Raw genomic sequence first — 26,795 nt, 5'->3', positions numbered from 1 at the left:
ATGATAGCAGACCGTCCGCCGGCGCGCTGGCTACATTTTGCCGATAAATAATGAAACCAGACCTGCGGCGATTAACGGACCGACCGGCACGCCACGGAACAGCGATACGCCAATGATGGTGCCGATTAGCAGTCCGCCGACCACGCTTGGCTGGCTGCTCATCAGCGTGACGCCACGGCCGCCTACCCAGGAGACAAAGATCCCGATAGCGATAGCCAGCAGGGATTTCCAGTGCAGGAAGGAATGCATCAAGGTGGTACTGGGAATGGTGCCGCTGGCAATCGGTGCCATCACGCCGATGGTCAGAATGATGATCCCCACCGTCACGCCCTGTTTTTCAATCCACGGAAAGAAGGTGTTCAGCGGCGTCATGCGCACAATAATCAGTACCAGCAGCGCAATCGCCACCGTAAGGTTGTTACTGAAGTAGCTGAGACCGGCCAGAACCAGCAAAATGAAGAGCGTCAGATCGAACATAAAAAATCCCTGCAGTAAGGCGTAACCTGTTGTGCCGTCAGCATAAAACACTTTCCGGCTCAGGTTGAGACTTTTTTAACGTTTCATTAACTTTGTTTTACAAGATGGTTTCGATAGCGGCCTGCAAACAGACCTGAGGCCCGGTCAGCACCGCCAGCGTGCTGTTGATATATTTCTCCGCCCCGGCCATCGAGGCCTGTGCCAGCACGATGCAGCCCAGCGAACATTCGGGGCGCTGCTGAATATAGTGAGCAATTTCGCGGTGATAGCCTTCAATATCGTCATGGTTAAAGTAAGCCCAGGCGCGCGGGATCAGCTCAACGGCCAGACGTTCGCCGGGAATAAAGGCCTCGAAAAGCTGCTTAGTGGCTTCCAGCGTGCTGTGCGCGGTGCAGAGCACCAGAATTGAGCCGTGATAACGTGAGGCGACCTTGGCCAGCGTGGCATCCACGCGCAATACCGGCTTGCTGAACTGCTTTGCATCCCAGGCCACCACGCCCAGGGTGGTGCAGGTGACGATCACCGCATCGGCGTGCTCGCACAGTTCCTCAATAGCCCGTCGCGTGGCGGCAACGACGGCAGGTGTTACTTCATTGGCTGCCACCGCCTGTTCGAACAAGCCATCCTCAACCCGGTGCAGCAGCTGAATATCACCAAAATCTAGCGAACGCAGAGCGGTTTCAAATACGTCGATGTTACTTCGTGCGGCATGCAGGCAGGCAATAATAGCCATGAGGGTATCTCCGGGAGAGGGTTGCCATTACTGTGACAAAGATCGCCGAATTTGCCAACGTTTCGTGCGGCATAATTGCAAGCGTTTCACCTGCAACTCGCCATCATGGTGCAATGCATCACAATAATGCAGGATCGCAGTGAAACTATCGTTTCACTTCCGCAAAAATCCGCCGCTGACGCCACCTGAGCGGTCATAAGAAATTGGTATAGAAATTGCTTAATAAATCTTATGACAGAAAGGAGAGACAGATGAAAGCGATTATCATTGGTGCCGGCATTGGCGGCATGTGCACAGCGATTGCCCTGCACCGTTTCGGCATTCAGACCGAGGTGTTTGAAGCCGTTAAAGAGATCAAACCGGTTGGCGCCGCCATTTCCATCTGGCCGAATGGCGTAAAGTGCCTGAATTTCCTTGGGATGAAAGAGCCACTGCGCAAGCTTGGCGGCCCGATGCGTGCGATGGCCTATAACGATTTTCAGTCGGGCACCACGCTGACGCAATTCAGCCTCGATCCGCTGGTGGCAGATTCCGGCGAGCGCCCCTATCCGGTCGCCCGCGCGGAGTTGCAGGCGATGCTGCTGGACACTTACGGTCGCGAAAAAGTCCAGTTTGGCAAACGCGTCGCCCGCGTGGAGCAGGATGAAAATGGCGTCACCGCCTGGTTTGAAGATGGCAGCGAAGCCCATGGCGACCTGCTGATTGCCTGTGACGGCACCCACTCGGTGGTGCGCAAATATGTACTGGGCCGCACCGTTGAGCGGCGTTATGCCGGCTACGTCAACTGGAACGGGCTGGTGGATATTGATGAAAGCATTGCGCCGGCTGAGCAGTGGACGACCTTTGTCGGCGAAGGTAAACGCGTGTCGCTGATGCCGGTGGCCAATAACCGTTTCTACTTCTTCTTTGACGTGCCGCTACCGGCAGGATTAGCGGAAGATCGCAGCAGCGTGCGCGACGATCTCAGCCGCTACTTCAGCGGTTGGGCAGCGCCGGTGCAAAAACTGATTGGGCAGATTAACCCGGAAACCACTAACCGCGTGGAGATCCACGATATCGATCCGTTCCCGGAGCTGGTTAAAGGTCGTGTGGCGCTGCTGGGTGATGCGGCTCACAGCACCACGCCGGATATCGGTCAGGGAGGCTGTGCGGCGATGGAAGATGCGGTGGTGCTGGCGAATTGCCTGCAAACGAACGCCTTAGGCATTGAAGACGCGCTGCTGCGCTATCAGCTTAAGCGTGCGGATCGGGTCAAGGATCTGGTGTTGAAAGCCCGCAAACGCTGCGACGTGACCCACGGTAAAGAGATGGACGTCACACAACAGTGGTATGAAGATCTGAAGAGCGAAACCGGTGAGCGCATTATCCATGGCATGTGCGACACCATTCAGGGTGGTCCGCTGGCCTGATAATAAAACGGGGCGGAAAGGGAGAAACGATCCTCAGACTGTGAGAGCCGTTCCCCCTTCCCGCCCCGGTTAAACGCCGCTATCAGGCTTCTTTCAGGCCGCGATTAATCAGCATCGGTTCAATTACCGGATCCTGCCCGCGCCAGTCAGCATACAGCTGCTTCAAATCTTCGCTGTTACCCTTCGACAGGATCTTCTGACGGAAGATCTGACCGTTTTCCGCGGTTAATCCGCCCTGCTCGTTAAACCATTCGAAGCCATCGTCTGCCAGCATCTGCGTCCAGATATAGGCGTAATAGCCCGCGGCATAGCCATTGCCCCAGATATGCTGGAAATAGCTTGAGCGATAGCGCGGCGGAACCTGTGGCAAATTGATGTTGTCCGCCTGCAACGCCTGTTGCTCAAACGCCGCCACGTCTGCGGGTTTATCCTCCGCGCCCAGACTGTGCCAGTGGAGATCCAGCAACGCCGCCGCCAGCAGTTCGGTCATGTCATAGCCTTTATTAAACTTGCTGGCTTTAACAATTTTGTCGCGCAGCGCCTGCGGCATCGGCTCACCGGTTTGATAATGGCGGGCGTAATTCATAAACACCTTTTCATTGCTGGCCCAGTGCTCATTTATCTGTGACGGGAACTCGACGAAATCCCGTGGCGTATTGGTGCCGGACAGCGTTGGATAAGTCTGTTCAGCAAACAGACCATGCAGCGTATGGCCAAATTCGTGGAACAGTGTGATCACATCGTCCCAGGCGATCAGCGCCGGTTGCCCTTCGGCCGGTTTGCTGTAGTTGCAGACGTTATAGATCACCGGATGGGTGCCCAGCAGCTTCGACTGGTCGACAAAATTACTCATCCAGGCACCGCCGCCTTTGCTCTCGCGCTTAAAGAAGTCGGTGTAGAACAACGCCATCGGCAAACCATTGTTGTCGATAATTTCATACACGGTGACGTCGGGATGCCATACCGGGATATCGTCGCGACGGGCAAAGGTGATACCAAATAACTGGGTGGCGGCATAAAACACGCCGTTTTCCAGCACCGACGTGACTTCAAAGTACGGCTTGATCTGGCTTTCATCGAGATCGTATTTCGCCCGACGAACCTGTTCGGCATAGAACAACCAGTCCCAGGGCTCAAGCGCAAACCCGCCCTGCTGTTGGTCAATCAGCGCCTGAATATCGGCCGCTTCGCGTTTCGCGCGTGCGGTGGCGGCAGGCACGATTGCCCGCATAAACGCCAGCGCGGCGTCCGGGGTTTTCGCCATCTGATCCTGCAACTTCCATTCGGCAAAGCTGCTGAAACCGAGCAGCTGCGCCTGTTCCGCGCGGACCGCAGCCAGTTTGACGATTAGTTCGCGGGTGTCATTCGCATCGCCTTTCTCCGTTCGACGCCACGCGAGATCGAATAAATTTTCGCGCGTCTGGCGATCGCTCAAATCCTGCAATACCGGCTGTTGCGTGGTGTTTTGCAGTGCCAGCCACCATTGTCCCTGCAGGCCGCGCTCCGCTGCGGCCTGGGCTGCGACGGTCAGCTCGGCTTCGCTTAACCCGGCAAGGGAATCGGCGCTGCTGAGGCTTAAGCCACCGGCTTTGGTGCCAGCCAGCAGGCGATTGGTAAACTGGGTGCTTAAGGTGGCGGACTGTTGATTGAGGGCTTTCAGTGCGGTCTTTTGATCGTCACTGAGGCTGGCACCGGCCAACTGGAAGGTCTGCCAGACCACCTCGACCAGCCTGAGCGCTTCGGCCGGCAGCTCCAGCGATTCGCGCTGCTGATAAACGCTGTCCAGGCGGGCAAACAGTTTGCTGTTCAGCCGGATTTCATCATTCAACGCGGCAAGCCGTGGCGACATCTCTTCATCCAGCGCCTGTAAGGTGGCGTTGGTGTTGGCGGAGGTCATCGCGCCAAAGACATTCTCGACGCGGCGCAGCATCAGCCCGCACTTTTCCAGCGCTTCATAGGTATTTTCGAAGCTCGGTGCGTCGGGGTTTTCGGCAATCTGCTGCACTTCCGCACGCTTTTCGGCCATTGCCTGTTCCAGTGCGGGACGGTAGTCGGCATCGGAAATCCGATCGAACGGCGGTGCCTGATAAGGCAGTGTACTTGGCTGACTGAACGGATTGGCTTGCATCGCAGATCTCCTTGTCATGGGTGACCTTCAGCATAGGCGGTTAATCCGCCTAAGCCAACTCAATCAGTATCAGCCCGTTGATAAGTGGCAATAATTTCTCCCGCCACCGCCACGGCAATCTCCGCCGGCAGTTTGCCGGTGATATCCGGCAGGCCAATCGGGCAGCGCATGCTGTCCAGCTGCTGCCGGGTGAAGCCTTTACCTTCAAGGCGATAGTCGAAACGCTGACGCTTGGTTTGCGATCCAATCACGCCAAAATAACGATAATCGCCGCGCTTAAGGATCGCTTCACACAGTTCAAAGTCGCGCGGATGATGATGGGTCATCACCACAAAATAGCTGTCTGGCGGCATCAAATCCACCTGCTCGGTGGGATCGTCCAGGCAGCAAACGGTGACTCCTTCCGGCACGCTGGAAAACTGCTCGCGGCGTTCATCCACCCAAAATACGTTACAGGGTAACGTCGCCAGCAGATTCACCAGCGCCTGACCGACGTGCCCGGCACCAAATACCACGATTTGCGGCTGGATCTGCAGCAACGGCTCAAACAGTACGGTGGTCATGCCGCCGCAGCACTGACCCAACTTTGCGCCCAGATTGAAATGCTCGCTGTAGGACTGCGCCTGCCTGGCGCTTAACATCTCTCTGGCGGTGGCAACGCACTTAAATTCCAGATGGCCGCCGCCAATGGTCAGCCAGGTTTTGCTCGCAGACACCACCATTTTGCTGCCGCGATCGCGTGGCACCGAGCCTTTTTCGTCCAGCACGGTGAGCAGCACGCAGGGTTCGCGCCGCTCATGCAGCTGCGCCAACACCATAATCCAGTCATCAGTGCGCATCGGTCACCCCGGCTCTGAGTTTATCCGCGCCCCAGAACACCCTTTCCGGCGTCGCGGGCGCATCCAGCAGCGGATGTTGCTGATAGTTGCTGACGCTCGATACCGCATCCTGCAAGGCGCACCAGGCCGCAATACCCAGCATAAACGGCGGTTCACCCACGGCTTTCGAATGGAACACCGTATCTTTTGGGTTCCTGCGGTTTTCTACCAGCGTCACCCGCATATCTGTCGGCACGTCGCCAATGGCGGGAATTTTGTAACTCGCCGGGCCATCGGTCATTAAGCGCCCTTTGTCGTTCCACACCAGCTCTTCGCAGGTCAGCCAGCCGACGCCCTGCACAAAACCGCCTTCCACCTGACCAATATCGATCGCCGGGTTCAGCGATGCGCCCACGTCATGCAGAATGTCCGCCCGCAACAGGCGATATTCCCCGGTCAGGGTGTCGATAATCACTTCGGCGCAGGCCGCACCATAGGCGAAGTAATAGAACGGCGTGCCGCGCCCGGCCTGGCGATCGTAGTGAATGCCCGGCACCTTGTAATAGCCGGTTGCCGACAGCGGCACCTGGTTAAACCATGCCATTTGCGCCACGTCCGGGAAGGTGAAGTGCTGGTCTTTTACCCGCACGATGCCGTTGCTGAAAGTCACCTCTTCGGCGCTGCAGCTGTGCAGCTTACAGAGCATTTCGGTCAGGCGGCCACGCAGGATTTCCGCCGCATTCTGCGCCGCTTTACCGTTGAGATCGGTGCCGCTGGAGGCCGCTGTCGGTGAGGTGTTCGGCACTTTTCCGGTATCGGTGGCAGTGATCTGAATCTGATCGACGTCGATCTGCAGCACTTCCGCGACAATCTGCGCCACCTTGGTGTTCAACCCCTGGCCCATCTCGGTACCGCCGTGGTTTAACTGCACGGTGCCGTCGGTGTAGATCAGGATCAGTGCGCCCGCCTGGTTCAGGAAGCTTGAGGTAAAGGAGATGCCAAATTTGACCGGCGTCAGCGCCAGCCCGCGTTTCAGATACGGGCTGGCCGCATTGAAGGCGCGGATCTCTTCTCGCCGCTGGGCATAAGACGCACTGACTTCCAGCTGTTCAGTCATTTCCGCCATCAGATTGTCTTCAACCTTCTGATGGTAATGGGTGATATTGCGCTCTTCCTTGCCGTAATAGTTGCGCTTACGTACTTCAAGCGGATCCAGTTTCAGTTCACGGGCGATGTGATCCATGATCTGTTCAATCGCCACCATGCCCTGCGGACCGCCGAAGCCGCGATAGGCGGTATTCGACGCGATATTGGTCCGGCAGCGATAGCCAGTCACCCGCGCATCGCCGAGATAATAGGCGTTGTCCGCATGGAACATCGCACGATCGATAATCGAGCCGGACAGGTCCAGCGAATAACCGCAGTTACCGGCCAGATCGATTTTCACGCCGCAGAATCGTCCGGTTTCATCCACTCCGACGTCATAGCGCACGTAGAACGGATGGCGCTTGCCGGTCATGCGCATATCATCGCGCCGCGCCAGACGCATTTTCACCGGACGGTTGGTCATCCTCGCCGCCACGGCACACAAACAGGCCACGCCCGCCGCCTGGGTCTCTTTGCCGCCGAAGCCGCCACCCATGCGGCGCATATCGATGGTGACTTTATTCATGGTGATGCCCATCACCGAGGCCACCAGCTTCTGCACTTCCGTCGGATTTTGCGTGGAAGAAAAGACCTGCAGCGAGTTGTCCTCACCGGGAATGACCATTGCCACCTGCGTCTCGAGGTAGAAATGTTCCTGGCCACCGATATGGAATTCACCCTGCAAACGGTGAGCGGCACGCGCCAGCGCAGCCTGCGCATCACCGCGCTGATGAACATGCGGCTGCTGGACAAAGTGCTGCTTTTCCAACGCTTCCCTGACGTCGAGCATGGGCGTCAGCACCTCATACTCAATTATGGCGGCTTCGGCAGCCTGGCGCGCCGCGTCGGGGGTTTCAGCCGCCACGGCAAGCACCACCTGACCGGCGTACTCCACAACCTCCTTCGCCAGCAGCGGGTCGCCCGGCTCCAGTGGGCCGATATCCAGCTCGCCCGGTACCTGATGCCAGGTTAACACCTGCACCACGCCGGGAATGGCGTAGCAGGGTTCAACGTTGATATGCAGAATGCGCGCATGAGCGTGTTCACTCAGCCGTGGGCAGAGATGCAGCATGCCCGGCAGCTCAAGCTTGTCATCGATGTACAGGGCTTCACCGGAGACATGTTTATCGGCGCTTTCGTGCTTGTTACTTTTGCCCACGCCGCTCTGGATCCCTTCCCGGTATTGCCGGGCAATCACGTCTTCTGCCACTACTGGTCGATTATGAGACATAGCGCGATACCTCCAGCAACGTCAGCTCACCCGAACGGGAAGCATAGAAACGGCGTAATAAGTTTTTGGCGATTTGCAGGCGGTAATCCGCGCTGGCGCGGAAATCGCTCAGCGGTTTGAAGTCCTGCTCAAGCGCGGCACAGGCCTGTTCGATTGACGCCAGCGTCAGCGGTTTACCCGTCAGCAACTGTTCGCTGTGGCTGGCGCGTTTGGCAATTTCGGCCATACCGCCAAAGGCGATTCGCGCTTCGGTCACCACGCCGCTGCTGTCGGTGTCGACCAGCAGCGCGGCAAACACCGCCGAGATATCATCTTCCAGCCGTTTGGAGACTTTCCACGCGGCGAATGTTTGTGACGGCGTCACTTTTGGGATGACAATCGCGCGGATAAACTCCCCTTCCTGTAAGGCGGTTTTGCGATAGGAAAGGAAGAACTCATTCAGCGGCAGGCGACGAACGCGCTGGCCGTGTTGCAGTTCCAGCGAGGCATTCAGCGCCAGGAGCATCGGCGGCGTATCACCGATCGGCGAACCGTTGGCGATGTTGCCGCCGAGCGTGCCCTGATGGCGGATCTGCAATGAGGCAAAGCGCTCCAGCATCTCGGAGAACGGCGGAATATGCGCTGCCAGCAGCTGATAGCAATGATGCAGCGACGCACCGGCACCCAGCACAATCTCGTGCTCAGCTATCTGGCACGTTTTCAGCTCATCAATCTGCTCAAGGGCGATCATCAGCGGTAACGGTTTATAGAACTGCGTAACCTGCAACGCCAGATCGGTGCCGCCGGCCAGCAGCTTCGCCTGCGGAAACTCCAGTAGCAACCCGGCCAGATGTGCCACGGTTTTCGGCACATAGCAGCGGTTGTCCTTAAAGGTCAGGGTTTGCAGCTCCCCGTTTTTCAGCGCGCTCAGGCGCTTCGCCGTGTCCGCACTCTGCAACTGGAAACTGTCAACTTCAGGCTGTTCACAGGCCTGGCGCGCGGCATCGACAATCGGACGGTAGCCGGTGCAGCGGCATAGGTTGCCCGCCAGCGCCTGTTCAGCCTGCTTATGCTGCCAGCCATCGCTGTTTTTTTGCAGCGTGAACAGCGACATCACAAAGCCGGGCGTGCAGAATCCGCACTGTGACGCGTGGCAATCCACCATCGCCTGCTGCACCGAATGCAGTTTATTGCCCTGCTTTAAGTCCTCGACGGTGATCAGCTGTTTGCCCTGCAGGCTGCTGACAAAGGTCAGGCAGCTGTTGGCGGTTTCATACACCATTTCGCCGTTTTCCACCCGGCCAAGTGTGACCGTACAGGCGCCACAGTCACCCGACGCACAGCCTTCTTTGGTGCCGCTACGCCGTTTATTCTGACGCAGGTAGTTCAGTACGGTCAGATTGGGATCCAGCGACTCTTCGGTCACCAGCGTCTGATTCAGTAAAAATTGGATCATGCGGCTTTTACCTCACTGTGTGTCTGCCAGACGCACTGCCCGTTTACCCAGGTTGCAGCGATATTGCGATCGTCGCCCAGCGTCATCAGCACAAAGAGTTTTTCCCAGATATCTTTGCTGTTGGCATGGCGCATCTGTTGTAAGGCGGAAACCGCCGGATCCAGCACCACGAAGTCGGCTTCTTTTCCGGGGCTGAAGTTGCCGATGCGGCTGTCCAGATCCAGCGCATGCGCGCCGCCCAGCGTGGCATGATAGAAGGCTTCACAGGCCGCCAGCTTGTAGCGCTGGAGCTGGCCCACTTTGTAGGCCTCGCCCAGCGTTTGCAGCATGCTAAAGGTGGTCCCTGCGCCGACATCGGTGCCCACACCCATTTTCACCCCTTTCTGCCAGCAGGTGTTCAGGTCGAACAGGCCGCTGCCCAAAAACAGGTTGGATGTCGGGCAAAATGCCACGGCGGAGTCGGTTTTGTGCAGGCAATCCCACTCTTCATCTTCCAGATGCAGGCAATGCGCAAAGACGCTGCGGCGACCGGTCAGCTGATAGGCGTCATACACATCGAGATAATTTTTATGCGCCGGGAACAGCGACTTCACCCATTCAATTTCCTGCGGATTTTCGCTGAGGTGCGTATGCATCCAGGTATCCGGAAATTCGGCCTTCAGCTGGCTGACCTTGCTCAGCAGTTCCGGCGAAGAGGTCGGCGCAAAGCGTGGCGTCAGCGCATAGCTGAGGCGCCCCTTGTTGTGCCAGCGCTCAATCAGCGCACGCGTTTGTTGATAGCTCTGCTCCGGCGTTTCGGTCAGGTAATCTGGCGCATTGCGATCCATCATTACCTTACCGGCAATCAGCCGCATCCCCAGCCCGTCGGCAGCGGTAAACAGCGCATCGACCGACTCGGGATGCACGGTGCCAAACACCAGCGCCGTGGTGGTGCCATTGCTCAGCAGCTGGTGCAGGAAGAAGGCCGACATTTTGGCGGCGTGCTGCGGGCAATGGTACTGGCTCTCTACCGGGAAGGTGTACTGCTGCAGCCATTCCAGCAGCTGCTCGCCATAGGCACCGATCATTTCGGTTTGCGGGTAGTGAATATGCGTATCGACAAAACCGGGAACGATCAGCTTGCCGCGATAGTCGAGCACGGCAACGTCGTCGGCAAGCTGAAGGCGCCCTTCTTCCCACGGCTGCAGCGATACGATTTCACCGCCGTTCAGCAGCAGCAATCCATCTTCAATATAACGAGCCTGTTCGGGAAGCTGCGTCGGCGTGTCCACAACGGCAGTAATATCAAAAAAGCTTCCGCGAATAGCCTGAGTACAGGTAACTGACATAGCGATTCCTTGGGGAAAGAGTTCAACCCTTTCTTTTGTTATTGCAGGTGATGACCTTTATTTCAAATTGCAATTGTTATGCCAGATCGCCATATCGTAATTTCTTAATAATAATCAGAAGGTTAATGTGGTTTTATGACAAGCTCATGTCTGCCTGCCAGGTAATCGTGTGCGCAACCGGTTGCTTTTATCCGCAAACGGTTGCATTGAGGAATTATTTTTAATAAGCCGCACCGTCGGCGCTGCGCGGCAAAAAAGCCGCACTAAAAAAAGGCAGCGTGCGAATTAAACGCACCAACAGCGTGCAGATCGGTTTAGTAAATAAATCATAACCTTTTCGTCCTTATCAGCTTACCTTTGAAATGGTAAGGTGGCTGGAATTGAAAATACCTTGAGGAACAGTGAGATGATTGTATTTGTTACTGGCGCTACCGCAGGATTCGGAGAAGATATCACCCGCCGCTTTATTGCTCAGGGGCATAAAGTGATCGCCACCGGCCGCCGTCAGGAGCGTTTACAGGCGCTGAAAGAGGAGCTGGGTGACGCTGTATATACCCTGCAACTGGACGTGTGCAACCGTACCGGTATTGAAGAAGCGCTGGCCAGCCTGCCCGCCGACTGGCGCAATATCGACGTGTTGGTCAACAACGCCGGTCTGGCGTTGGGCATCGAGCCGGCGCATAAAGCCAACGTCGATGACTGGGATCTGATGATCGACACCAATAACAAAGGCCTGGTGTATATGACCCGTGCGGTGTTGCCGGCCATGGTTGAGCGCAATGTTGGCCACATCATCAATATCGGTTCGATTGCCGGCAGCTGGCCTTACGCCGGCGGCAACGTGTATGGCGCCACCAAAGCCTTCGTGCGTCAGTTCAGCCTGAATCTGCGCGCCGATTTGCATGGCACCGCGCTGCGCGTCACCAATATTGAACCAGGCCTGGTTGGCGGCACCGAGTTTTCTAACGTGCGCTTCAAGGGCGACGATGCCAAAGCGGACAGCGTGTATGACGGCGCGGAACCGTTAACGGCAGAAGACGTGACCGAAGCGGTGTACTGGGTGGCGAACCTGCCTAAGCACGTCAATATCAATACGCTGGAGATGATGCCAGTCGGTCAGACGCTGGCAGGTTTGAAGGTGCACAAGGCGTAATGTTAGACGGAGCGCAAGCGCTCGGGCGATAACGATGAAAACAGGCTGCAGATGCAGCCTGTTTTCATTTACCACACCCGGTTAAATCACGATCTCATCCATCGCCTGCTGGATACGCTTCTCCGAAACCGGATAGGGCGTGCCAAGCTGCTGGGCAAAATAGCTCACCCGCAACTCTTCAATCATCCAACGCACGTCCTTCACGTCTTCATCTTCGCGGCGAACGGCGGGCAACTTGTTGTACCAGGTGGACCAGGCCTGCTGAATTTTTTCAATTTTCAGCATTCTGGCGCGATCGCTGTGCGGATCGATCGGCATTTTTTCCAGCCGCCGCTCCATTGCCGTCAGATAACGCAAGGTATCCGACAGTCGCTTCCAGCCGTTCTGGGTAACAAAGCCTTTGTACACCAGGCCGCCTAACTGTGCCTTAACGTCAGACAGCGCCAGCGCCATACTCATATCCACGCGCCCTTTCAGACGTTTGTTGATATTGAACACCGCGGTGAGGATCTGCTCGACCTTTTTGGCGATGTCGACCACCGTGTCGTTCAGCTCGGCGCGAACCTTATCGTGCAGTTTGCTGTAACCCGCTTCCTGCCAGGTTGGGCCGCCGTGTTCATCAATCAGCTTATCAACACCACAGGCGATGCAGTCATCAATCAGATCCAGCACCTTGCCATACGGGTTGAAATAGAGTCCCAGCTTGGCTTTATTTGGCAGCTTCTCATGCAGATATTTGATCGGCGACGGAATATTAAGCAGCAGCAAACGCCGCTGGCCGCGCCACATGGCCTTCTGCTGCTCATGCTGCGAGTCAAACAGGCGGATCGCCACGCTGTCTTTCTCATCCACCAACGCCGGCCAGGCCTTCACGCTGTAATTTCCGCGCTTCTGCTCGAAATGATCCGGCAGGTCGCCAAAGCTCCAGATATGCAGACCGCTCTGCTCCAGCCCGTCATCGGCGACCAGCGACAGCGTTTCCTGCACTTTTCCTTTCAGCGCAAGCTTCAACGCGGCGAGATCGCGCCCTTCGTTCAGCTTGCGGTTGTTTTCATCCACCACCCGGTAGGTGATTTTCAGATGATCGGGCACCTGATCCCACTGCCAGGCTTCACGGTCAATGGTGATCCCGGTCATGCGGCGGAATTCGCGTTCCAGCGACTCCAGCAGCGGCAATTCCATTGGCGTCACCCGGCCAAGGAAGGCGTCCGCATAGTTTGGCGCAGGCACCAGATTGCGGCGAACGGGTTTTGGCAGCGATTTGATCAGCGCGATAATTAACTCGCGGCGCACGCCCGGAATTTGCCACTCAAAGCCGTTCTCCTCAACCTGATTCAGCAACGGTAACGGCACGTGCACCGTCACGCCATCGGCTTCGGTGCCGGGCTCAAACTGGTAGCTCAGGCGCAGCTTAAGGTTGCCCTGTTGCCAGACGTTGGGATAATCCAGCTTGCTGACGTTGCTGGCGCCCTCTTTAATCAGCATCTCTTTGGCGAAGTTCAGCAATTCAGGCTGTTCGCGGCTGGTTAGCTTCCACCAGCTGTCGAAATGCCGGGCCGACACCACGTCCTGCGGAATGCGCATATCGTAAAAGGCGAACAGCGTCTCGTCATCAACCAGAATGTCGCGACGGCGGGACTTATGCTCCAGCTCTTCCACTTCTTCACGCAGCTTGAGGTTGGCTTTGAAGAACGCGTGACGCGTCTGCCATTCCCCTTCCACCAGCGCGTTTCGGATAAACAGCTCACGGGACAGGACCGGATCGATCTGGCTGTAGTTCACCTTGCGTGCGGCAACAATCGGCAAGCCATACAGGGTGACTTTTTCACTGGCCATTACCGCGCCCTGCGCTTTCTCCCAGTGCGGTTCGCTGTAGCTGCGTTTGATCAGATGCTGAGCCACCGGCTCGATCCACTCCGGATCGATACGCGCGGCAATACGGCCCCACAGCCGGCTGGTTTCCACCAGCTCCGCGACGATGGTCCATTTCGGCGGCTTCTTAAACAGCCCCGAGCCAGGGAAGATCGAGAAACGGGCGTTACGCGCGCCGGTATATTCCTGCTTATCGGCGTCTTTCTGACCGATATGCGACAGCAAACCGGTTAGCAGCGCGGTATGCACGCCACGGAAATCGGCGGGCTCGCTGTTCAGCGGGATCCCCTGTTCACGCACCACCTGACGCAGCTGGGTGTAGATATCCTGCCACTCGCGCACGCGCAGATAGTTAAGGTATTCCATCTTACATAAGCGGCGGAACTGGCTGGACGACAACGCCTTCTGCTGCTCCTGCAGGTAATCCCACAGGTTCACAAAGGAGAGGAAATCGGACTCCTTGTCGGCAAAGCGGCGATGCTTCTCGTCTGACGCCTGCTGCTTATCTGCCGGACGCTCGCGCGGGTCCTGAATGGACAGCGCCGAGGTGATGATCATCACTTCGCGCGTACAGGCATAGCGCTGCGCTTCCAGCACCATTTTGGCCAGTCGTGGATCGACCGGTAGCTGCGCCAGCGATCGGCCCGACGGGGTCAGCTTATAATGCTGATCCTCGCTCTGAGTGATGGCACCCAGCTCTTCCAGCAGCTTGACGCCATCCTGGATATTGCGCTTGTCCGGCGCTTCGACAAACGGAAACGCGGCGATATCGCCCAGCCCCAACGCCGTCATCTGCAGAATGACTGACGCCAGGTTGGTGCGCAGAATTTCCGGATCGGTAAATTCCGGGCGGTTAATGAAATCATCTTCTGAATAGAGACGAATACAGATCCCTTCAGAGACACGACCGCAACGGCCCTTACGCTGATTGGCCGAGGCCTGTGACACCGGCTCGATCGGCAGACGCTGAACCTTGGTGCGGAAGCTGTAGCGGCTGATACGCGCGGTACCGGGATCGATGACGTACTTGATGCCCGGTACAGTCAGCGAGGTTTCCGCCACGTTGGTGGCCAGCACGATACGGCGACCGGTGTGCGACTGGAACACGCGGTTCTGCTCAGCATTCGACAGGCGCGCATAAAGCGGCAGAATTTCGGTATGCGGAAGATCGCGACGGTTTAAGGCATCCGCCGTATCGCGGATTTCCCGTTCACCGCTCATAAAGATCAGGATATCGCCACGGCTCTCCTGCCCCAGCTCATCGACCGCATCGAAAATGGCCTGCAGCTGATCGCGATCGGTATCATCCGCGTCTTCCACCACCGGACGATAGCGAACCTCCACCGGATAGGTGCGGCCGGAGACTTCAATTACCGGCGCATTGTGGAAATGTTTGGAGAAGCGCTGCGGATCGATGGTCGCCGAGGTGATGATCACTTTTAAGTCCGGCCGACGCGGCAGCAGCTCACGCAGATAGCCGAGTAAAAAGTCGATGTTCAGACTGCGTTCATGCGCTTCATCAATAATGATGGTGTCGTACTGCATCAGCAGGCGGTCCTGCTGGATCTCCGCCAGCAGGATACCGTCGGTCATCAGCTTGACCTGAGTGGTTTCACTGACCTGATCGTTAAAACGCACCTTATAGCCAATGCAGCCACCGAGGCTGGTTTCCAGCTCGTCGGCGATGCGATCGGCCACGGTGCGCGCCGCCAGACGTCGTGGCTGCGTGTGACCAATCAGCCCGGTAATGCCCCGGCCCAGCTCCAGACAAATCTTCGGCAGCTGGGTGGTTTTACCTGAGCCGGTTTCACCGGCGACGATCACCACCTGGTTGTCGCGGATCGCGTCGGCAATGTCCTGCTTCTTCTGACTGACCGGCAAATTTTCCGGGTAGCGAATCGTCGGCGTCGCCGCACGACGGCTGGCCACACGCTGTTCAGCCACGGTAATTTCCGCCGCCAGCTCGTCAGCGATCGCCTGCATCGCCTCAGGCTTGCTGACTTTTTTAGCCCCGTGCAGGCGCTTCAGCAGACGCTGGCGATCGCGCAGCATCAGCGAGTCCAGGCGTGAGAAGAGCGCGGTCAGGGGAGATTGAGGTGTTGTCGACATAAAGGTATAAACTCGCTAATCGCCGTCACTCCGGCAAACAACAGATGATTCGAAGGATAAAAATTTTGCGTAGTGTAGCACAGACAACCACTTAGCCATGACTCCCTGCCGTTAACCTTGTTCAGTAAATTCGAACATAGGCCTCAGAATATTGCACTATCACTGAGGGATGTTTACCCCTAGAGTGTAAATCATTGAGTGAAATCCCTTTCACGTATCACACAGGAAATTATCATGAGCAAAGTTTTAGTTCTGAAATCCAGTATTCTTGCCGGTTATTCTCAGTCAAATCAGCTGGCCGATCACTTTATTGCAGAGTGGAAAGCCGCTCACGGTAGCGACGAAATCACCGTACGTGACCTGGCAATGAACCCAATCCCGGTACTGGATGGCGAACTGGTTGGCGCGCTGCGTCCTTCTGATGCCACTCTGACCCCACGTCAGCAGGAAGCACTGGATCTGTCCAACGAACTGATTGCTGAAATTCAGGCTCACGACACCATCGTGATCACTGCACCCATGTACAACTTCAACATCCCAACGCAGCTGAAAAACTACTTTGACCTGGTTGCCCGTGCTGGCGTGACGTTCCGCTACAGCGAAAACGGCCCGGAAGGCCTGATCACCGGTAAGAAAGTGGTGGTGATTTCCAGCCGTGGTGGCATCCATAAAGATACCCCAAGCGATCTGCTGACCCCTTACCTGAAACTGTTCCTTGGTTTCCTGGGTATGTCAGACGTTGAGTTCGTCTTCGCTGAAGGCATCGCTTACGGTCCGGAAGTGGCGACCAAAGCCGCTAACGATGCAAAAGACGTGCTGAAGCAGATCGTTGCTGCTTAAGTCGTGATCTTGCCGTAAAGGGTAAGCCTGAATAAATGCCGGTCACCGCAAGGGACCGGTTTTTTATTGCCCTTTCTTCAGCCACTGACCGTTGATGCCGCGCACGTATTGCCCGGCGGCAGCGCGCTCAACCAGCTTTTGTCCGGCGATGCGCCCGACTTCAGCGGCGGTCATATTATTGCGCAGCGCCAGTGCCTGATACTGCTGCTGACGGCCCTGGTTGATACGATCTACCAGGGCCTGAGCGTCAGCGTTCTGGGTAACGGCAGCGATGTAGCCGCTCAGGGTTTCGCCGACCAGGCCTTGCTGACGGGCCTCATCCAGCGTCAGGGCCATCGCTGCCGGTGACAACAACAGGAACACCAGCGCCAGCGCTTTTAGCTTTTTCATCATCGTCCCCTCAGAACAGTCCGCTCTGATTTTTTAACAGCGCCTCAACGTCTTTATCGACCTTGATATGGATCTCATGCTCAATTTTCACGTTCATATTGATGGTGATCGGCTCTTTTGGCGCAGCCACCTCAATACGCGGGACGCAGCCGCTAAGCAGCAAAATCCCGGCGGGCATCAGCAGGCTAATGCGTTTCATCGGTCGTTTCCTTTTGAGTCGGCAGTGCAGCGTTTTGCTCTACCCACGATTGCAAATTATCGCCAAAGCGCAGGCTGCGCCACAGCTGGAACAGGTTTTCGCGCTGGGTGTAGTTCAGCGTCACCCGCTGGTTTTTGTCGCTAAAGCGGCTGGTGCCGTTGACCTGCGCCTTCATGGTCATCGCCCCCAGATTATCAATGTCGACGGTCGCCCAGCTGCGGGTGATCTCCATATAGCGCAGCCAGTCTATGGCGGCGCCCGCCGCAATATTGTTGCTGGCGATGGCATCGGCAAAATCCTTATCCATCCTGACGGTCAGGGGGCCGTTATTGGCAATCCAACCGTCTTTGATCAGCCAGTGGGAATTGGTCAGCCACAGCGGCAGTGCGCCATTAATATGACCGGACATGGCAATCTGTTTGGGCTTCATCGCCGTGACCAGTTCGCTCATGCTGATATTTCGTAAGCGCAGCGTCGCGGCTTCGGTCTGCGGCATCTGCAGACTTTCCATACTTAGCTGGCCGCCCAGTACCGCCACCGCAACGTTGCTTAAGCGCAGCGGCTGGCGATCGCTCCATGGATACCAGCCCTGCAAATCGGCGGTGATATTCTGCAAGGCAAACTGATTTTTCACCTCTTTAATCCGCAGCGACACCGGCCCTTTGGCCCCGAAATACCACTGGTGCGCCTTCAGCCTGAACGGCAGCGAAAAGTCGATACCGTTAATTTCGTTGTCCGGCATCCATACGCTACCGTTGTTCACCACCCAGTGACCTCCGGCCTCGAAGCCCTGATCGGCGGCGGCGGAGAAGGCAACCTGCGCCTTGAGCGTTCCACCCTGGATTTTCATCTTCAGGTCATTACTGAGCAGCGGCTGGAAAACCGACAGCGATTGTTGCGGCCACCAGGCCTGACCGCGCAAACGAACGCCGTCCCAGCGGCCCTGAACGCGAACGGGGCCAATATCCTCTGCCTGCAAGCTGCCGTTATAGAGGAACGCCGCCGGATCCTGACCTTTCACCGCCAGGGTCAGCGTCGAAGGCGGCAGATAACCGCCGCTGCTGAAGGTGGTTTGCTGCGCATCCAGGCGGAATTTCCCTGCAAAGGCAGGATGCGCAACATCGCGCTGCCATGATACCGGCGCCGCCAGCGTTAAACGCGGCGCACGAACGTTAACGTTGCCATAACTGATCTGGTCAAAGCCGGTTGATAGCGACGTCAGCTCAATCAATGAATCCTGCCAGCGGCCCTTGCCATTCATATCCCATTTCGCCGACAGCGGGGCCATATAGCCCTCGCCCCAATAGCGCCAGAACCACTGACCTTTATCCGGCCAGAAGTCGTTGGCCCGCCCATCCAGATGCAGCTTAAAACGCCCCATCTGCGGGTCATGTGCGGTAAGAATGGCCTGCAGGCGTCCGTCAATGCCGGCGGATGAGACTTTCACCCCGGCCAGCGGCCAACGCGCCTCATCCACTTCCAGCGTCGAAAGCAATCGCCCGCGCATTCGCAGCAACGCGCCCGGCTGTAACAGCAGCGTTGGGTCCAGCAGCGGCCCCTGAACCTCGCCAGGCAGCCCGGCGTAGAATTGCAACTGCGCCAGTTTACTTTCGCCGGTCAGGCGGAATGGCAGCTGGCTGTTGCTCCAGTCAAGATGTCCCGGCCCCAGCGACAGCACCACGTTGCCTTTGCCGCCTCTTCCCTGAGTCAGCACGTTAAGTCGGCCGGTGATCTCGGTTGCCGGAATCCCCTGCTGCCAGTTTTTCAGTGCCAGGGTAATGCCGCCGGACAACGGTTGTGCCGCATAAGGCCAGCGCCATTGACCCTGCTGGATCAGGATCTGTTGGTCTGAGATGGCCCATGGCAAGGTCACCAGCGGCGCATCATCGCCCTGCTGATGCACCACCAGTTGCCCCTGCTGCTGTTGCCAGTCCAGATTGACGTTGAGCGGCGCAGGAATGCCCTGCAGCGTCATATCGGCAGTCAGTTTTCCGGCATCAGGCAAGGTGTCAGGGATTTTTGGCAGGTTCAGCGTGCCGGCAACCGTAATTGGCTCGGGGACGCCTGGGGCTTTAACGGTCAGCGAATGGATCGCCAGCTGCTGGCCGCTGAGTTCAGCGTCCAGCGAGAGATTCGGACTGCGGTAACGGACGATCTGTCGCGCGCTGTCGAGGTTGAGCTTCAGCTCTCCACCCCAGCTTTGCCACGGCGAAATAGCCAGACTGTTGATGGTGATATCCGCACCCGGCAGCATGGCCTGCCAGTCGGCGATGGAACGCGGTGCCGAAGGCGTTTCACTGGCCGGGAGCTGGCTGGCACAGGTGCTGTCGACCTGCACCGTCGCGGCATTGACCGCCCAACGTCCGTTTGCGCGGCCCAGTGACAGATCCTGTACAGCGGCAAGTTCACAGTCGCCGACGCGGTAGCGCACGCCCGGGATCTGGAGCTTACCGGACTGCCAGCGGGGATTGCTGTCCAGCACCAGAGCGGTGTTGGCAGGCAGCCACACCCCAGCCAGCCGCGGAAGCCAGTGGGTTACAGTCAGCAACAGGCTGGCAATCAGCAGCACAACGACCAGCACGATCGCTATCGCTACCTTCCAGCCACGCGAAAAGCCAGTCAACATTCCGCTCCATCCGTGAATATCATAGGGTGAAATGATGGCACGGAATGTCACAAGGGAGAAGTTTTTAACAGATAATCAACGCATTCAGCGCAAATATCCGCCGTCCGTCATCTCAGGGTCGCCGCGTATTGAGAATTATTGTTACTATGCTGTCAGCGCTATTCCCTTTACGGTCACAGGAGAGAGATCATGAAACTTGCGGTGTACAGTACGAAACAGTACGACCGGAAATACCTTGAGCAGGTCAATGAAGACTACGGCTATGAACTGGAATTTTTCGACTTTCTGCTGACTGAAAAAACGGCCAAAACGGCGGTGGGCTGCGATGGCATCTGCATCTTCGTTAACGACGACGGCAGCCGCGTGGTGCTGGAAGAGCTTGCTGAACTGGGCATCAAGTTTATCGCACTGCGTTGCGCCGGCTTTAATAACGTCGATCTGGCTGCGGCGAAAGAGCTGGGCATTAAGGTCGTCCGCGTACCGGCCTATTCCCCGGAAGCGGTGGCGGAACATGCCGTCGGCATGATGATGACGCTTAACCGCCGTATCCACCGCGCCTATCAGCGCACCCGTGATGCTAACTTTTCCCTGGAAGGATTGATCGGCTTCAATATGCACGGCCGCACGGCCGGTGTGGTGGGTACCGGTAAGATCGGTCTGGCCACGCTGCGCATCCTGAAAGGCTTTGGCATGAAGCTGCTGGCGTTCGATCCCTATCCTAATCCACTGGCCATCGAGCTGGGTGCCGAATATGTCGATATCGACACGCTGTTTAAGCAATCGGACGTCATCTCCCTGCACTGCCCGTTAACGCCCGAAAATCATCATTTACTGGATATGTCAGCATTTCAGAAAATGAAAGATGGTGTGATGATCATCAACACCAGCCGCGGTGGGCTGATTGACTCGCAGGCGGCGATTGATGCACTGAAGCTGCAAAAGATTGGTTCGCTGGGAATGGACGTGTATGAGAACGAGCGCGATCTGTTCTTTGAAGATAAATCGAATGACGTGATTCAGGATGATATCTTCCGCCGTTTATCATCCTGCCATAACGTGTTGTTTACTGGTCATCAGGCGTTCCTGACCGCTGAAGCGCTGACCAGCATTGCGGAAACCACGCTGGAAAACCTCAGGCAGCTGACCAATAATCAACCCTGCCCGAATGAACTGACGGCGGACTGAATGCGCTGAACCGGTCAGGATCTCTGGCCGGTATTAACGCGCGCAGGTGCCGCTTGCCAGCGCATTTTCACCACAGCGTCGGCCATTTGCCAGCTGGCACATGCCAACGGAGCTGCCGTCTAACTGACGTGATAAGGCTAAGGTTCCCCCGGCATTTGCACAGGTGCTGGACGCTAAGTCGGACATCACCACGCGAGGTGGCACATGCGCACTGGTAGCCTGTTGCGGCGGTTCGTTGTCGGCTTCATTGCTGCTGCAAGCGGACAGCAACAGCGCACAACCCACAAGCAGAAAGGTCGCTGCTTTCATTTATTCTCCGGGGAACGGTAATTATGCAGAAAGCCAGCATAAGCTACGATCCCAGGCGGGTCGATAGCTGTCACGAATATTTACCAAATTAAAATGCCTGAAATAGCAATAGCCTGCCGTCTCATTTTATAACGGGTAACATTAAGCAACTGAAAGTGCCTACAAATCAGAAGGATAATCTATGTTAATGGATCTGCTGCTGCGTATCGCCTTAGCGGGAGCGTTGGGAGGATTAATCGGCCTTGAGCGCCAGCTCCGCGCTAAAGAGGCCGGTTTACGCACCCATATTCTCGTCGGCATTGGCAGCGCGATGTTTATGATCGTCTCTAAGTACGGATTTGATGACATTATTGCTCAGACGCATATTGGTCTGGATCCCAGCCGTATCGCCGCTCAGGTCGTCAGCGGCATGGGCTTCCTCGGTGCCGGCACCATCATTATTCAAAAGCAGGTGGTTAAAGGCCTGACCACCGCGGCAGGCCTGTGGGTCACCGCCGCCATCGGTCTGGTGATTGGTAGCGGACTGTATGAAATTGGCATTTATGGCACCCTGCTGGCGCTGATCGTGCTGGAGACGTTTCGCCGCATCAGCCACTGGCTTATTGGCCGCCACCACACCCTGATCTTCCACCTTAAGCCCAAAAGCGTGCCGCTGGTGTTAATCGCGTTAGAAAAGGAGCGCGTTCGCACCGGCCAGGTATCGGTGGTTAACCGTGATGTTGAAACCGGGCTCTGTGAAATGACAATTGACGTGACATTGTCACGCAATATCGCTCCGCATCAAATTTATGACGCGTTGTTAGAGATTAAAGGCGTGACGTCGGTCGAGATGCAATAAACGCCTGCCAATTTATCAGCATGTGCGCACGCGGCCTGTAGTCGCCTGACAAATGTGGCATGATGCGTTGATGCATCGCCTGAAAATGAATGAAGATGGCAAAGAATGCGTATCTAAAGCAGCAGTTTACAGGGTCAGGTGGGATTTCCGGCCTGACTGGCAAGGTAACTAAAAGGAGAAGTGGATGACCGATAAAAATATCCTCATCGTGGCAAAGTTCACTGCCCGGCCTGGCAAAGCGGATGAGTTAAAAAAAGTGCTGAACAACGGCGTGAAACCGGCCCGTGCTGAAGCGGGTTGCCTCCATTACGATCTGTATCGCAGTGTGGAAGACGGGAACGTGTTTCTGTTCCATGAAACCTGGAAAAATGCCGAAGCGGTCGAAATTCATGGCGGACAGCCGCACTTCAAAACGCTGATGGCCGACGCCGAACCGTTGCTGGCGCAACCGCCTGAAGTGCATAAAATCTGATGTTTACTCACTAATAAAAAAAGGCCTGATTCGCTCAGGCCTTTTTATTGCGGGTGATAAAGCGGCTATTTCAGCAAGCGCGCCCGGCAAGATTTGCCTTTGATTTTCACCTGCTGCAACTGCTTCATCGCCTGACGCGCGGTGTCCTGACGGATTGCGACATACGCCTGGGTTGGCGCGATATCGATTTTACCAATCACGTCGCTGCTCAGACCGGCATCGCCGGTCAGTGCCCCGAGAATGTCGCCAGGACGGATTTTCGCCTTACGGCCACCATCCAGGCTCAGGGTCGCCATTTCGGCCAGCAGCGGCTGTGCGGCCACCGATTTCAGCTCGGACACCTTATGCCAGCTCAGCTTCATCTGCAGGAAATCCTCCAGCGCATGGGCTCGCACCATCTCATCTGGCGCGACAAAGCTGATTGCGCACCCTTCTGCGCCGGCACGCGCGGTACGGCCAATACGGTGGACATGCACTTCCGGGTCAAAGGAGAGTTGATAGTTAACCACCATCGCCAGGGATTTAATGTCCAGCCCACGCGCGGCAACATCGGTGGCGACCAGCACGCGGCAGCTGCCGTTAGCGAACTGAATCAATACCTGATCACGATCGCGCTGTTCTAAATCGCCGTGCAGCGCCAGTGCGCTGATTTTGGCGCTGTCCAGCGCATAAGCGACGTCGTCACATTCGCGTTTGGTATTACAGAACACCACGCAGGAGCTTGGTTTCTCATCGCTCAACAGACCGATCAGCGCGGTTAACTTTTCACGCGCGCCGGCTTCATAAAAGCGCTGGTCGATAGTCGGTAAGTCAGATACCACGTCGGTTTCAACCGCCACCGGCTCACGCTGAATATTCTGGCTGATACGCGCGATATCCTGCGGCCAGGTTGCCGAGAACAGCAGCGTCTGGCGCGATGCCGGACAGTATTTGATGATTTCTTCAATATCTTCGCGGAAGCCCATTTCCAGCATCCGGTCCGCTTCATCCAGCACCAGGGTGCCGATCTGATCCAGTTTCAGCGTTTCGCGCTTAAGGTGATCAAGGATACGGCCTGGCGTACCGACCACGATATGCGGCGCATGCACCAGCGAATCGCGTTGAGCACCCATTGGCTGGCCGCCGCACAGGGTAAGAATTTTGATATTCGCGGCAAAACGGGCCAGACGACGCAGCTCTTTCGCCACCTGGTCAGCCAGTTCACGCGTTGGGCATAACACCAGCGATTGCGTGACAAACTGGGTCACATCAATGCGGTGCAGCACGCCGAGGCCAAAGGCGGCCGTTTTTCCGCTGCCGGTTTTGGCCTGAGCGCGAACGTCCTTCCCTTCCAGGATCGCCGGCAAAGCGGCCGCCTGGACTGGGGTCATTGTATGGTAGCCAAGCTCATTCAGATTCTCGATCTGGCTGGCTGGCAGGGCTGTCAGGGTTGCAAAAGAAGTCACACATTACTCTCTGATAAAACCGGCGGGCGGATTGGCGCTGAGTGTAGCAGAAAACCCTGCCCGCAGGTGGCGGCCGGGTGGGTAACCGGCCAGCTAAGGAAGATTAAGCGGCAACCGTCGCCGCTTAATAAAAAGATTAGAGGTTAGTCACATCGATAAACATGGATTTGTCGATGTTGGTCGAAGAAACCGTCGCTTCGGAAAACGCGTACTCTTCCCTGTCGCCTTCACGATCCAGCGGCAGGTTAACAAAGTCGAACAGATTGCGGTCAGCCAGCTGGCTTGGGCTGACGTTCTGAATCGATTTAAACACGCTTTCCACGCGGCCAGGTTCTTTCTTATCCCAGTCGGTCAGCATCGATTTGATCGCCTGACGCTGCAGATTTTCCTGCGACCCGCAAAGGTTGCACGGAATGATTGGGAAGGCTTTGTGTTCCGAGTATTCAATCAGGTCTTTCTCGCGGCAGTACGCCAGAGGGCGGATCACCACGTTGCGTCCGTCGTCTGAACGCAGCTTCGGCGGCATCGCCTTCATGCGCGCGCCGTGGAAGATGTTGAGGAACAGCGTCTCAACGATGTCATCCATATGGTGGCCCAGCGCGATTTTGGTGGCACCAATCCGCTCGGCAAAAGAGTAAAGCGTGCCGCGACGCAGGCGGGAACACAGACCGCAGGTGGTTTTGCCTTCAGGGATCTTCTCTCTGACGACGGAATAGGTGTCTTTATCGACGATGTAATAAGGAATATCCAGTTTCTCGAAATACGCCGGCAAAATATGCTCGGGGAAACCGGGTTGTTTTTGGTCGAGGTTAACCGCCACCACGTCGAAATGGATGGGGGCGACCTTTTTTAAATTCAGCAGGATATCCAACATGGCGAATGAATCTTTGCCGCCGCTCATACAGGCCATCACCACATCATTTTCTTCAATCATGTTGTAGTCGATGATGGCGTTGCCAACGTTTCTGCGCAGACGTTTCTGCAACTTGTTGTATTCGAGCGATTCTTTTCTTGTATCTGTTTGATTCATAGCGACTTCTCATAACGTCGAAGCGGGTCGACGGTCGATTTCCTGGTTGGACACTTTTCTGGCGGGGAGTATACGGGTTTTTAGTGCAGGTTTAAATAATCCTGGCGGCGGGCAGCGCCAGAAGATAAGGATGACGTCCCTGTCAGCCAACCTGCCCGGTGAGGGGCAGGCATCGCCATCAGGCATAGGGTGGCGGATCTAAAATCGGATCGGGATCGATCGGCGGATCCGGCATCGGTTGTGGGGTTGGGATCGGTTCAGGGATCGGGACCGGGTCGGTCGGAATGGGATCGGATGCGTGTGGAGTGTCCATTGTGTTGAGTAACATGTCTTCCTCCTCAGACGTGGCATGTCCTTAAAGCATAGGCACCCCAGCCTGAGCTGGCAAATGGACAAAAAAAAGCCGGGAATCCCCGGCTTGTACGAATCAATGTGCTATGCAGTAATTCAAATAAAAGGAAGTAAGACAATATGGAGCGCAACGCCCATCGCTTGACGTTGCATTCACCTGCGGGAAAGAGTTTGCCCCAACGTTGCCCGATGAATATTGATTTGGGTCAGTTTTGAACGCCCTTTTTCATCTTTTTCAGGCGGATTTTTCTATCATCTCACAACCATTTACGTCTTTTTAACCACCACGCAACGCCAAGCACCAGCACCACCAACAGGAAGCAGAAGGTGCCAAATCCGTATCCCCAACTTCCGCCGGGAATGCCGCCGAGGTTCACCCCAAACAAGCCGGTCAGGAAGGTGGTTGGCAGGAACACCATCGCCATTAGCGACATGGTGTAGGTTCTGCGGTTCATCGACTCCGCCATCACCGTGCTGATTTCATCCGATAACACCGCAGTTCTCGACACGCTGGCATCCAGATCGTCCAGCCCGCGCCCTAACCTGTCAGCGATATCCTGCATTCTGCGGCGGTCGTCGTCGCTCATCCACGGCAGACGCTCGCTGGCGATGCGGGAAAACACATCACGTTGCGGCGACATGTAGCGCCGCATGATAATCAGCTGTTTACGAATTAACGCCAGTTCACCACGGGGTGGGATCTGCTGATCGACCACCGCGTCTTCCAGGTCGATAATTTTATCGTGCAGTTCTTCAATAAATTCACTGGTGTGATCGGTTAACGCATCACACACGTCCACCAGCCAGCCGCCGCCGTTTAACGGACCGTTGCCGTTTTGCAGATCGGTCAGCACTTCATCGATGGCGAATACCTTGCGCTGGCGGGTAGAAACAATCAGCTTGTCATTAATAAACACCCGAATAACCACCAGCTGATCGGGGCGGGATTCGCTGTTCAGATTCACGCTGCGCAGCGTAATCATCGTGCCATCGCCCAGGCGGTTGACCCGTGGCCGCATACTGTCGCCGCCGAGCGCATCGCGCACCGAATCAGGTAACAGCGGCGTTGAAACCAGCCAGTCGGCACTCTCGCGATGGGTGTAATTCAAATGCAACCAGCAAGGCCTGTCGCAATGAATCACATCTTTATCGTCGATGGGGATTAACCCGCCCTTGCCATCCAGCTGACAGGAAATTATGGCATCCGATATCTGTAACGCCTTGCCTTCAATAACGTCCACAACTGCTCCGCATTAAGCATAATCAATACG

The 26,795-nt window shown here is 56.3% G+C and carries 22 protein-coding genes; 6 read left to right on the top strand and 16 right to left on the bottom strand.

The genetic code is table 11. The features are described from left to right. Positions 1–30: 30 nt before the first annotated feature. On the bottom strand, positions 31–477 hold the full coding sequence (locus AC0IXH_RS05815; RefSeq protein ID WP_013202285.1) for a DUF441 domain-containing protein: 447 nt from the start codon (positions 475–477) through the stop codon (positions 31–33). Between the two features lie 97 nt (positions 478–574). Continuing rightward, entirely contained in the window at positions 575–1,210 is a 636-nt protein-coding gene (locus tag AC0IXH_RS05810; RefSeq protein WP_471720144.1) for a hypothetical protein, read from the bottom strand. Between the two features lie 251 nt (positions 1,211–1,461). Between AC0IXH_RS05810 and hpxO the strand changes: the two genes are divergently transcribed. Then, positions 1,462–2,619, top strand: a complete 1,158-nt coding sequence (gene hpxO / locus AC0IXH_RS05805) for an FAD-dependent urate hydroxylase HpxO (protein ID WP_471720143.1) — start codon at positions 1,462–1,464, stop codon at positions 2,617–2,619. An 82-nt stretch (positions 2,620–2,701) separates the two neighbouring features. On the opposite strand, the gene dcp is transcribed toward hpxO, so the two are convergent. Genes dcp through guaD form a run of 5 tightly spaced genes read right to left on the bottom strand, consistent with a single transcriptional unit; the run spans position 2,702 to position 10,705 of the window. After that, positions 2,702–4,747 carry a peptidyl-dipeptidase Dcp gene (dcp, locus tag AC0IXH_RS05800; protein WP_471720142.1) on the bottom strand — a complete coding sequence of 682 codons (2,046 nt, stop codon included), beginning with the start codon at positions 4,745–4,747 and terminating at the stop codon, positions 2,702–2,704. A gap of 59 nt (positions 4,748–4,806) precedes the next feature. Beyond that, entirely contained in the window at positions 4,807–5,586 is a 780-nt protein-coding gene (gene xdhC / locus AC0IXH_RS05795) for a xanthine dehydrogenase accessory protein XdhC (RefSeq protein ID WP_471720141.1), read from the bottom strand. Then, positions 5,576–7,942 carry a xanthine dehydrogenase molybdopterin binding subunit gene (gene xdhB, locus AC0IXH_RS05790; RefSeq protein ID WP_471720140.1) on the bottom strand — a complete coding sequence of 789 codons (2,367 nt, stop codon included), beginning with the start codon at positions 7,940–7,942 and terminating at the stop codon, positions 5,576–5,578. Before xdhB ends, xdhC begins: the two co-directional genes overlap by 11 nt. Next, entirely contained in the window at positions 7,932–9,377 is a 1,446-nt protein-coding gene (gene xdhA / locus AC0IXH_RS05785) for a xanthine dehydrogenase small subunit (protein ID WP_471720139.1), read from the bottom strand. The genes xdhB and xdhA overlap by 11 nt, the downstream gene beginning before the upstream one ends. Continuing rightward, positions 9,374–10,705 carry a guanine deaminase gene (gene guaD / locus AC0IXH_RS05780; protein ID WP_471720138.1) on the bottom strand — a complete coding sequence of 444 codons (1,332 nt, stop codon included), beginning with the start codon at positions 10,703–10,705 and terminating at the stop codon, positions 9,374–9,376. Before guaD ends, xdhA begins: the two co-directional genes overlap by 4 nt. Positions 10,706–11,111: 406 nt before the next feature. On the opposite strand from guaD, the gene ydfG reads away from it, so the two are divergent. Continuing rightward, complete coding sequence (gene ydfG / locus AC0IXH_RS05775) at positions 11,112–11,858, top strand: bifunctional NADP-dependent 3-hydroxy acid dehydrogenase/3-hydroxypropionate dehydrogenase YdfG (protein WP_471720137.1); 747 nt, start codon at positions 11,112–11,114, stop codon at positions 11,856–11,858. A gap of 81 nt (positions 11,859–11,939) precedes the next feature. Here the strand turns inward: ydfG and hrpA are convergent, their stop codons facing one another. Then, positions 11,940–15,839 (bottom strand): ATP-dependent RNA helicase HrpA, encoded by a 3,900-nt coding sequence (gene hrpA, locus AC0IXH_RS05770; RefSeq protein WP_471720136.1) that lies wholly within the window; start codon positions 15,837–15,839, stop codon positions 11,940–11,942. 234 nt (positions 15,840–16,073) lie between these two features. On the opposite strand from hrpA, the gene AC0IXH_RS05765 reads away from it, so the two are divergent. After that, the gene (locus AC0IXH_RS05765; protein WP_013202295.1) at positions 16,074–16,679 is read left to right on the top strand and encodes an FMN-dependent NADH-azoreductase; all 606 of its coding nucleotides are present in this window, start codon (positions 16,074–16,076) and stop codon (positions 16,677–16,679) included. Positions 16,680–16,742: 63 nt separating this feature from the next. Here AC0IXH_RS05765 and AC0IXH_RS05760 read toward each other — a convergent pair whose 3' ends face one another. Genes AC0IXH_RS05760 through AC0IXH_RS05750 form a run of 3 tightly spaced genes read right to left on the bottom strand, consistent with a single transcriptional unit; the run spans position 16,743 to position 19,894 of the window. Further along, on the bottom strand, positions 16,743–17,069 hold the full coding sequence (locus AC0IXH_RS05760; protein ID WP_041692014.1) for a YdbL family probable chaperone protein: 327 nt from the start codon (positions 17,067–17,069) through the stop codon (positions 16,743–16,745). A gap of 10 nt (positions 17,070–17,079) precedes the next feature. Further along, positions 17,080–17,268, bottom strand: coding sequence for a YnbE family lipoprotein (locus tag AC0IXH_RS05755; protein WP_041692015.1), 189 nt, complete (start codon positions 17,266–17,268; stop codon positions 17,080–17,082). Continuing rightward, positions 17,255–19,894 carry a YdbH family protein gene (locus AC0IXH_RS05750; RefSeq protein WP_471720135.1) on the bottom strand — a complete coding sequence of 880 codons (2,640 nt, stop codon included), beginning with the start codon at positions 19,892–19,894 and terminating at the stop codon, positions 17,255–17,257. Before AC0IXH_RS05750 ends, AC0IXH_RS05755 begins: the two co-directional genes overlap by 14 nt. 189 nt (positions 19,895–20,083) lie before the next feature. Here AC0IXH_RS05750 and AC0IXH_RS05745 point away from each other — a divergent pair, with 189 nt between their 5' ends. Next, positions 20,084–21,079 (top strand): 2-hydroxyacid dehydrogenase, encoded by a 996-nt coding sequence (locus tag AC0IXH_RS05745; RefSeq protein WP_013202299.1) that lies wholly within the window; start codon positions 20,084–20,086, stop codon positions 21,077–21,079. A 33-nt stretch (positions 21,080–21,112) separates the two neighbouring features. Here the strand turns inward: AC0IXH_RS05745 and AC0IXH_RS05740 are convergent, their stop codons facing one another. Then, positions 21,113–21,388: a putative hemolysin gene (locus AC0IXH_RS05740; RefSeq protein WP_013202300.1), complete on the bottom strand. Its 276-nt coding sequence runs from the start codon at positions 21,386–21,388 to the stop codon at positions 21,113–21,115. A gap of 181 nt (positions 21,389–21,569) precedes the next feature. Between AC0IXH_RS05740 and AC0IXH_RS05735 the strand changes: the two genes are divergently transcribed. Both AC0IXH_RS05735 and AC0IXH_RS05730 read left to right on the top strand, forming a co-directional pair. Continuing rightward, on the top strand, positions 21,570–22,226 hold the full coding sequence (locus AC0IXH_RS05735) for an MgtC/SapB family protein (RefSeq protein ID WP_013202301.1): 657 nt from the start codon (positions 21,570–21,572) through the stop codon (positions 22,224–22,226). Between the two features lie 184 nt (positions 22,227–22,410). Next, the gene (locus AC0IXH_RS05730; RefSeq protein ID WP_013202303.1) at positions 22,411–22,698 is read left to right on the top strand and encodes a putative quinol monooxygenase; all 288 of its coding nucleotides are present in this window, start codon (positions 22,411–22,413) and stop codon (positions 22,696–22,698) included. A 65-nt stretch (positions 22,699–22,763) separates the two neighbouring features. Here the strand turns inward: AC0IXH_RS05730 and dbpA are convergent, their stop codons facing one another. From dbpA to zntB, 4 genes are all read right to left on the bottom strand, one after another. After that, positions 22,764–24,143: an ATP-dependent RNA helicase DbpA gene (dbpA, locus tag AC0IXH_RS05725; RefSeq protein WP_346594517.1), complete on the bottom strand. Its 1,380-nt coding sequence runs from the start codon at positions 24,141–24,143 to the stop codon at positions 22,764–22,766. Between the two features lie 136 nt (positions 24,144–24,279). Next, positions 24,280–25,173 (bottom strand): tRNA 2-thiocytidine(32) synthetase TtcA, encoded by an 894-nt coding sequence (gene ttcA / locus AC0IXH_RS05720; RefSeq protein WP_013202305.1) that lies wholly within the window; start codon positions 25,171–25,173, stop codon positions 24,280–24,282. Between the two features lie 178 nt (positions 25,174–25,351). Next, positions 25,352–25,501: a proline-rich small protein YnaL gene (gene ynaL / locus AC0IXH_RS05715; RefSeq protein ID WP_013202306.1), complete on the bottom strand. Its 150-nt coding sequence runs from the start codon at positions 25,499–25,501 to the stop codon at positions 25,352–25,354. A gap of 280 nt (positions 25,502–25,781) precedes the next feature. Next, complete coding sequence (gene zntB / locus AC0IXH_RS05710; protein WP_013202307.1) at positions 25,782–26,765, bottom strand: zinc transporter ZntB; 984 nt, start codon at positions 26,763–26,765, stop codon at positions 25,782–25,784. Positions 26,766–26,795 lie beyond the last annotated feature (30 nt).

The organism is Erwinia sp. AC075 (assembly GCF_979253995.1).
The sequence above is the reverse complement of the archived record's forward strand: the minus strand, read 5'-3'. Positions and strand labels throughout refer to the sequence as shown.

Coding starts and splice junctions, on each gene's coding strand:
- AC0IXH_RS05815 (WP_013202285.1), bottom strand. CDS start 477: ATGTTCGATCTGACGCTCTTCATTTTGCTGGTTCTGGCCGGTCTCAGC.
- AC0IXH_RS05810 (WP_471720144.1), bottom strand. CDS start 1,210: ATGGCTATTATTGCCTGCCTGCATGCCGCACGAAGTAACATCGACGTA.
- hpxO (WP_471720143.1), top strand. CDS start 1,462: ATGAAAGCGATTATCATTGGTGCCGGCATTGGCGGCATGTGCACAGCG.
- dcp (WP_471720142.1), bottom strand. CDS start 4,747: ATGCAAGCCAATCCGTTCAGTCAGCCAAGTACACTGCCTTATCAGGCA.
- xdhC (WP_471720141.1), bottom strand. CDS start 5,586: ATGCGCACTGATGACTGGATTATGGTGTTGGCGCAGCTGCATGAGCGG.
- xdhB (WP_471720140.1), bottom strand. CDS start 7,942: ATGTCTCATAATCGACCAGTAGTGGCAGAAGACGTGATTGCCCGGCAA.
- xdhA (WP_471720139.1), bottom strand. CDS start 9,377: ATGATCCAATTTTTACTGAATCAGACGCTGGTGACCGAAGAGTCGCTG.
- guaD (WP_471720138.1), bottom strand. CDS start 10,705: ATGTCAGTTACCTGTACTCAGGCTATTCGCGGAAGCTTTTTTGATATT.
- ydfG (WP_471720137.1), top strand. CDS start 11,112: ATGATTGTATTTGTTACTGGCGCTACCGCAGGATTCGGAGAAGATATC.
- hrpA (WP_471720136.1), bottom strand. CDS start 15,839: ATGTCGACAACACCTCAATCTCCCCTGACCGCGCTCTTCTCACGCCTG.
- AC0IXH_RS05765 (WP_013202295.1), top strand. CDS start 16,074: ATGAGCAAAGTTTTAGTTCTGAAATCCAGTATTCTTGCCGGTTATTCT.
- AC0IXH_RS05760 (WP_041692014.1), bottom strand. CDS start 17,069: ATGAAAAAGCTAAAAGCGCTGGCGCTGGTGTTCCTGTTGTTGTCACCG.
- AC0IXH_RS05755 (WP_041692015.1), bottom strand. CDS start 17,268: ATGAAACGCATTAGCCTGCTGATGCCCGCCGGGATTTTGCTGCTTAGC.
- AC0IXH_RS05750 (WP_471720135.1), bottom strand. CDS start 19,894: ATGTTGACTGGCTTTTCGCGTGGCTGGAAGGTAGCGATAGCGATCGTG.
- AC0IXH_RS05745 (WP_013202299.1), top strand. CDS start 20,084: ATGAAACTTGCGGTGTACAGTACGAAACAGTACGACCGGAAATACCTT.
- AC0IXH_RS05740 (WP_013202300.1), bottom strand. CDS start 21,388: ATGAAAGCAGCGACCTTTCTGCTTGTGGGTTGTGCGCTGTTGCTGTCC.
- AC0IXH_RS05735 (WP_013202301.1), top strand. CDS start 21,570: ATGTTAATGGATCTGCTGCTGCGTATCGCCTTAGCGGGAGCGTTGGGA.
- AC0IXH_RS05730 (WP_013202303.1), top strand. CDS start 22,411: ATGACCGATAAAAATATCCTCATCGTGGCAAAGTTCACTGCCCGGCCT.
- ttcA (WP_013202305.1), bottom strand. CDS start 25,173: ATGAATCAAACAGATACAAGAAAAGAATCGCTCGAATACAACAAGTTG.
- ynaL (WP_013202306.1), bottom strand. CDS start 25,501: ATGTTACTCAACACAATGGACACTCCACACGCATCCGATCCCATTCCG.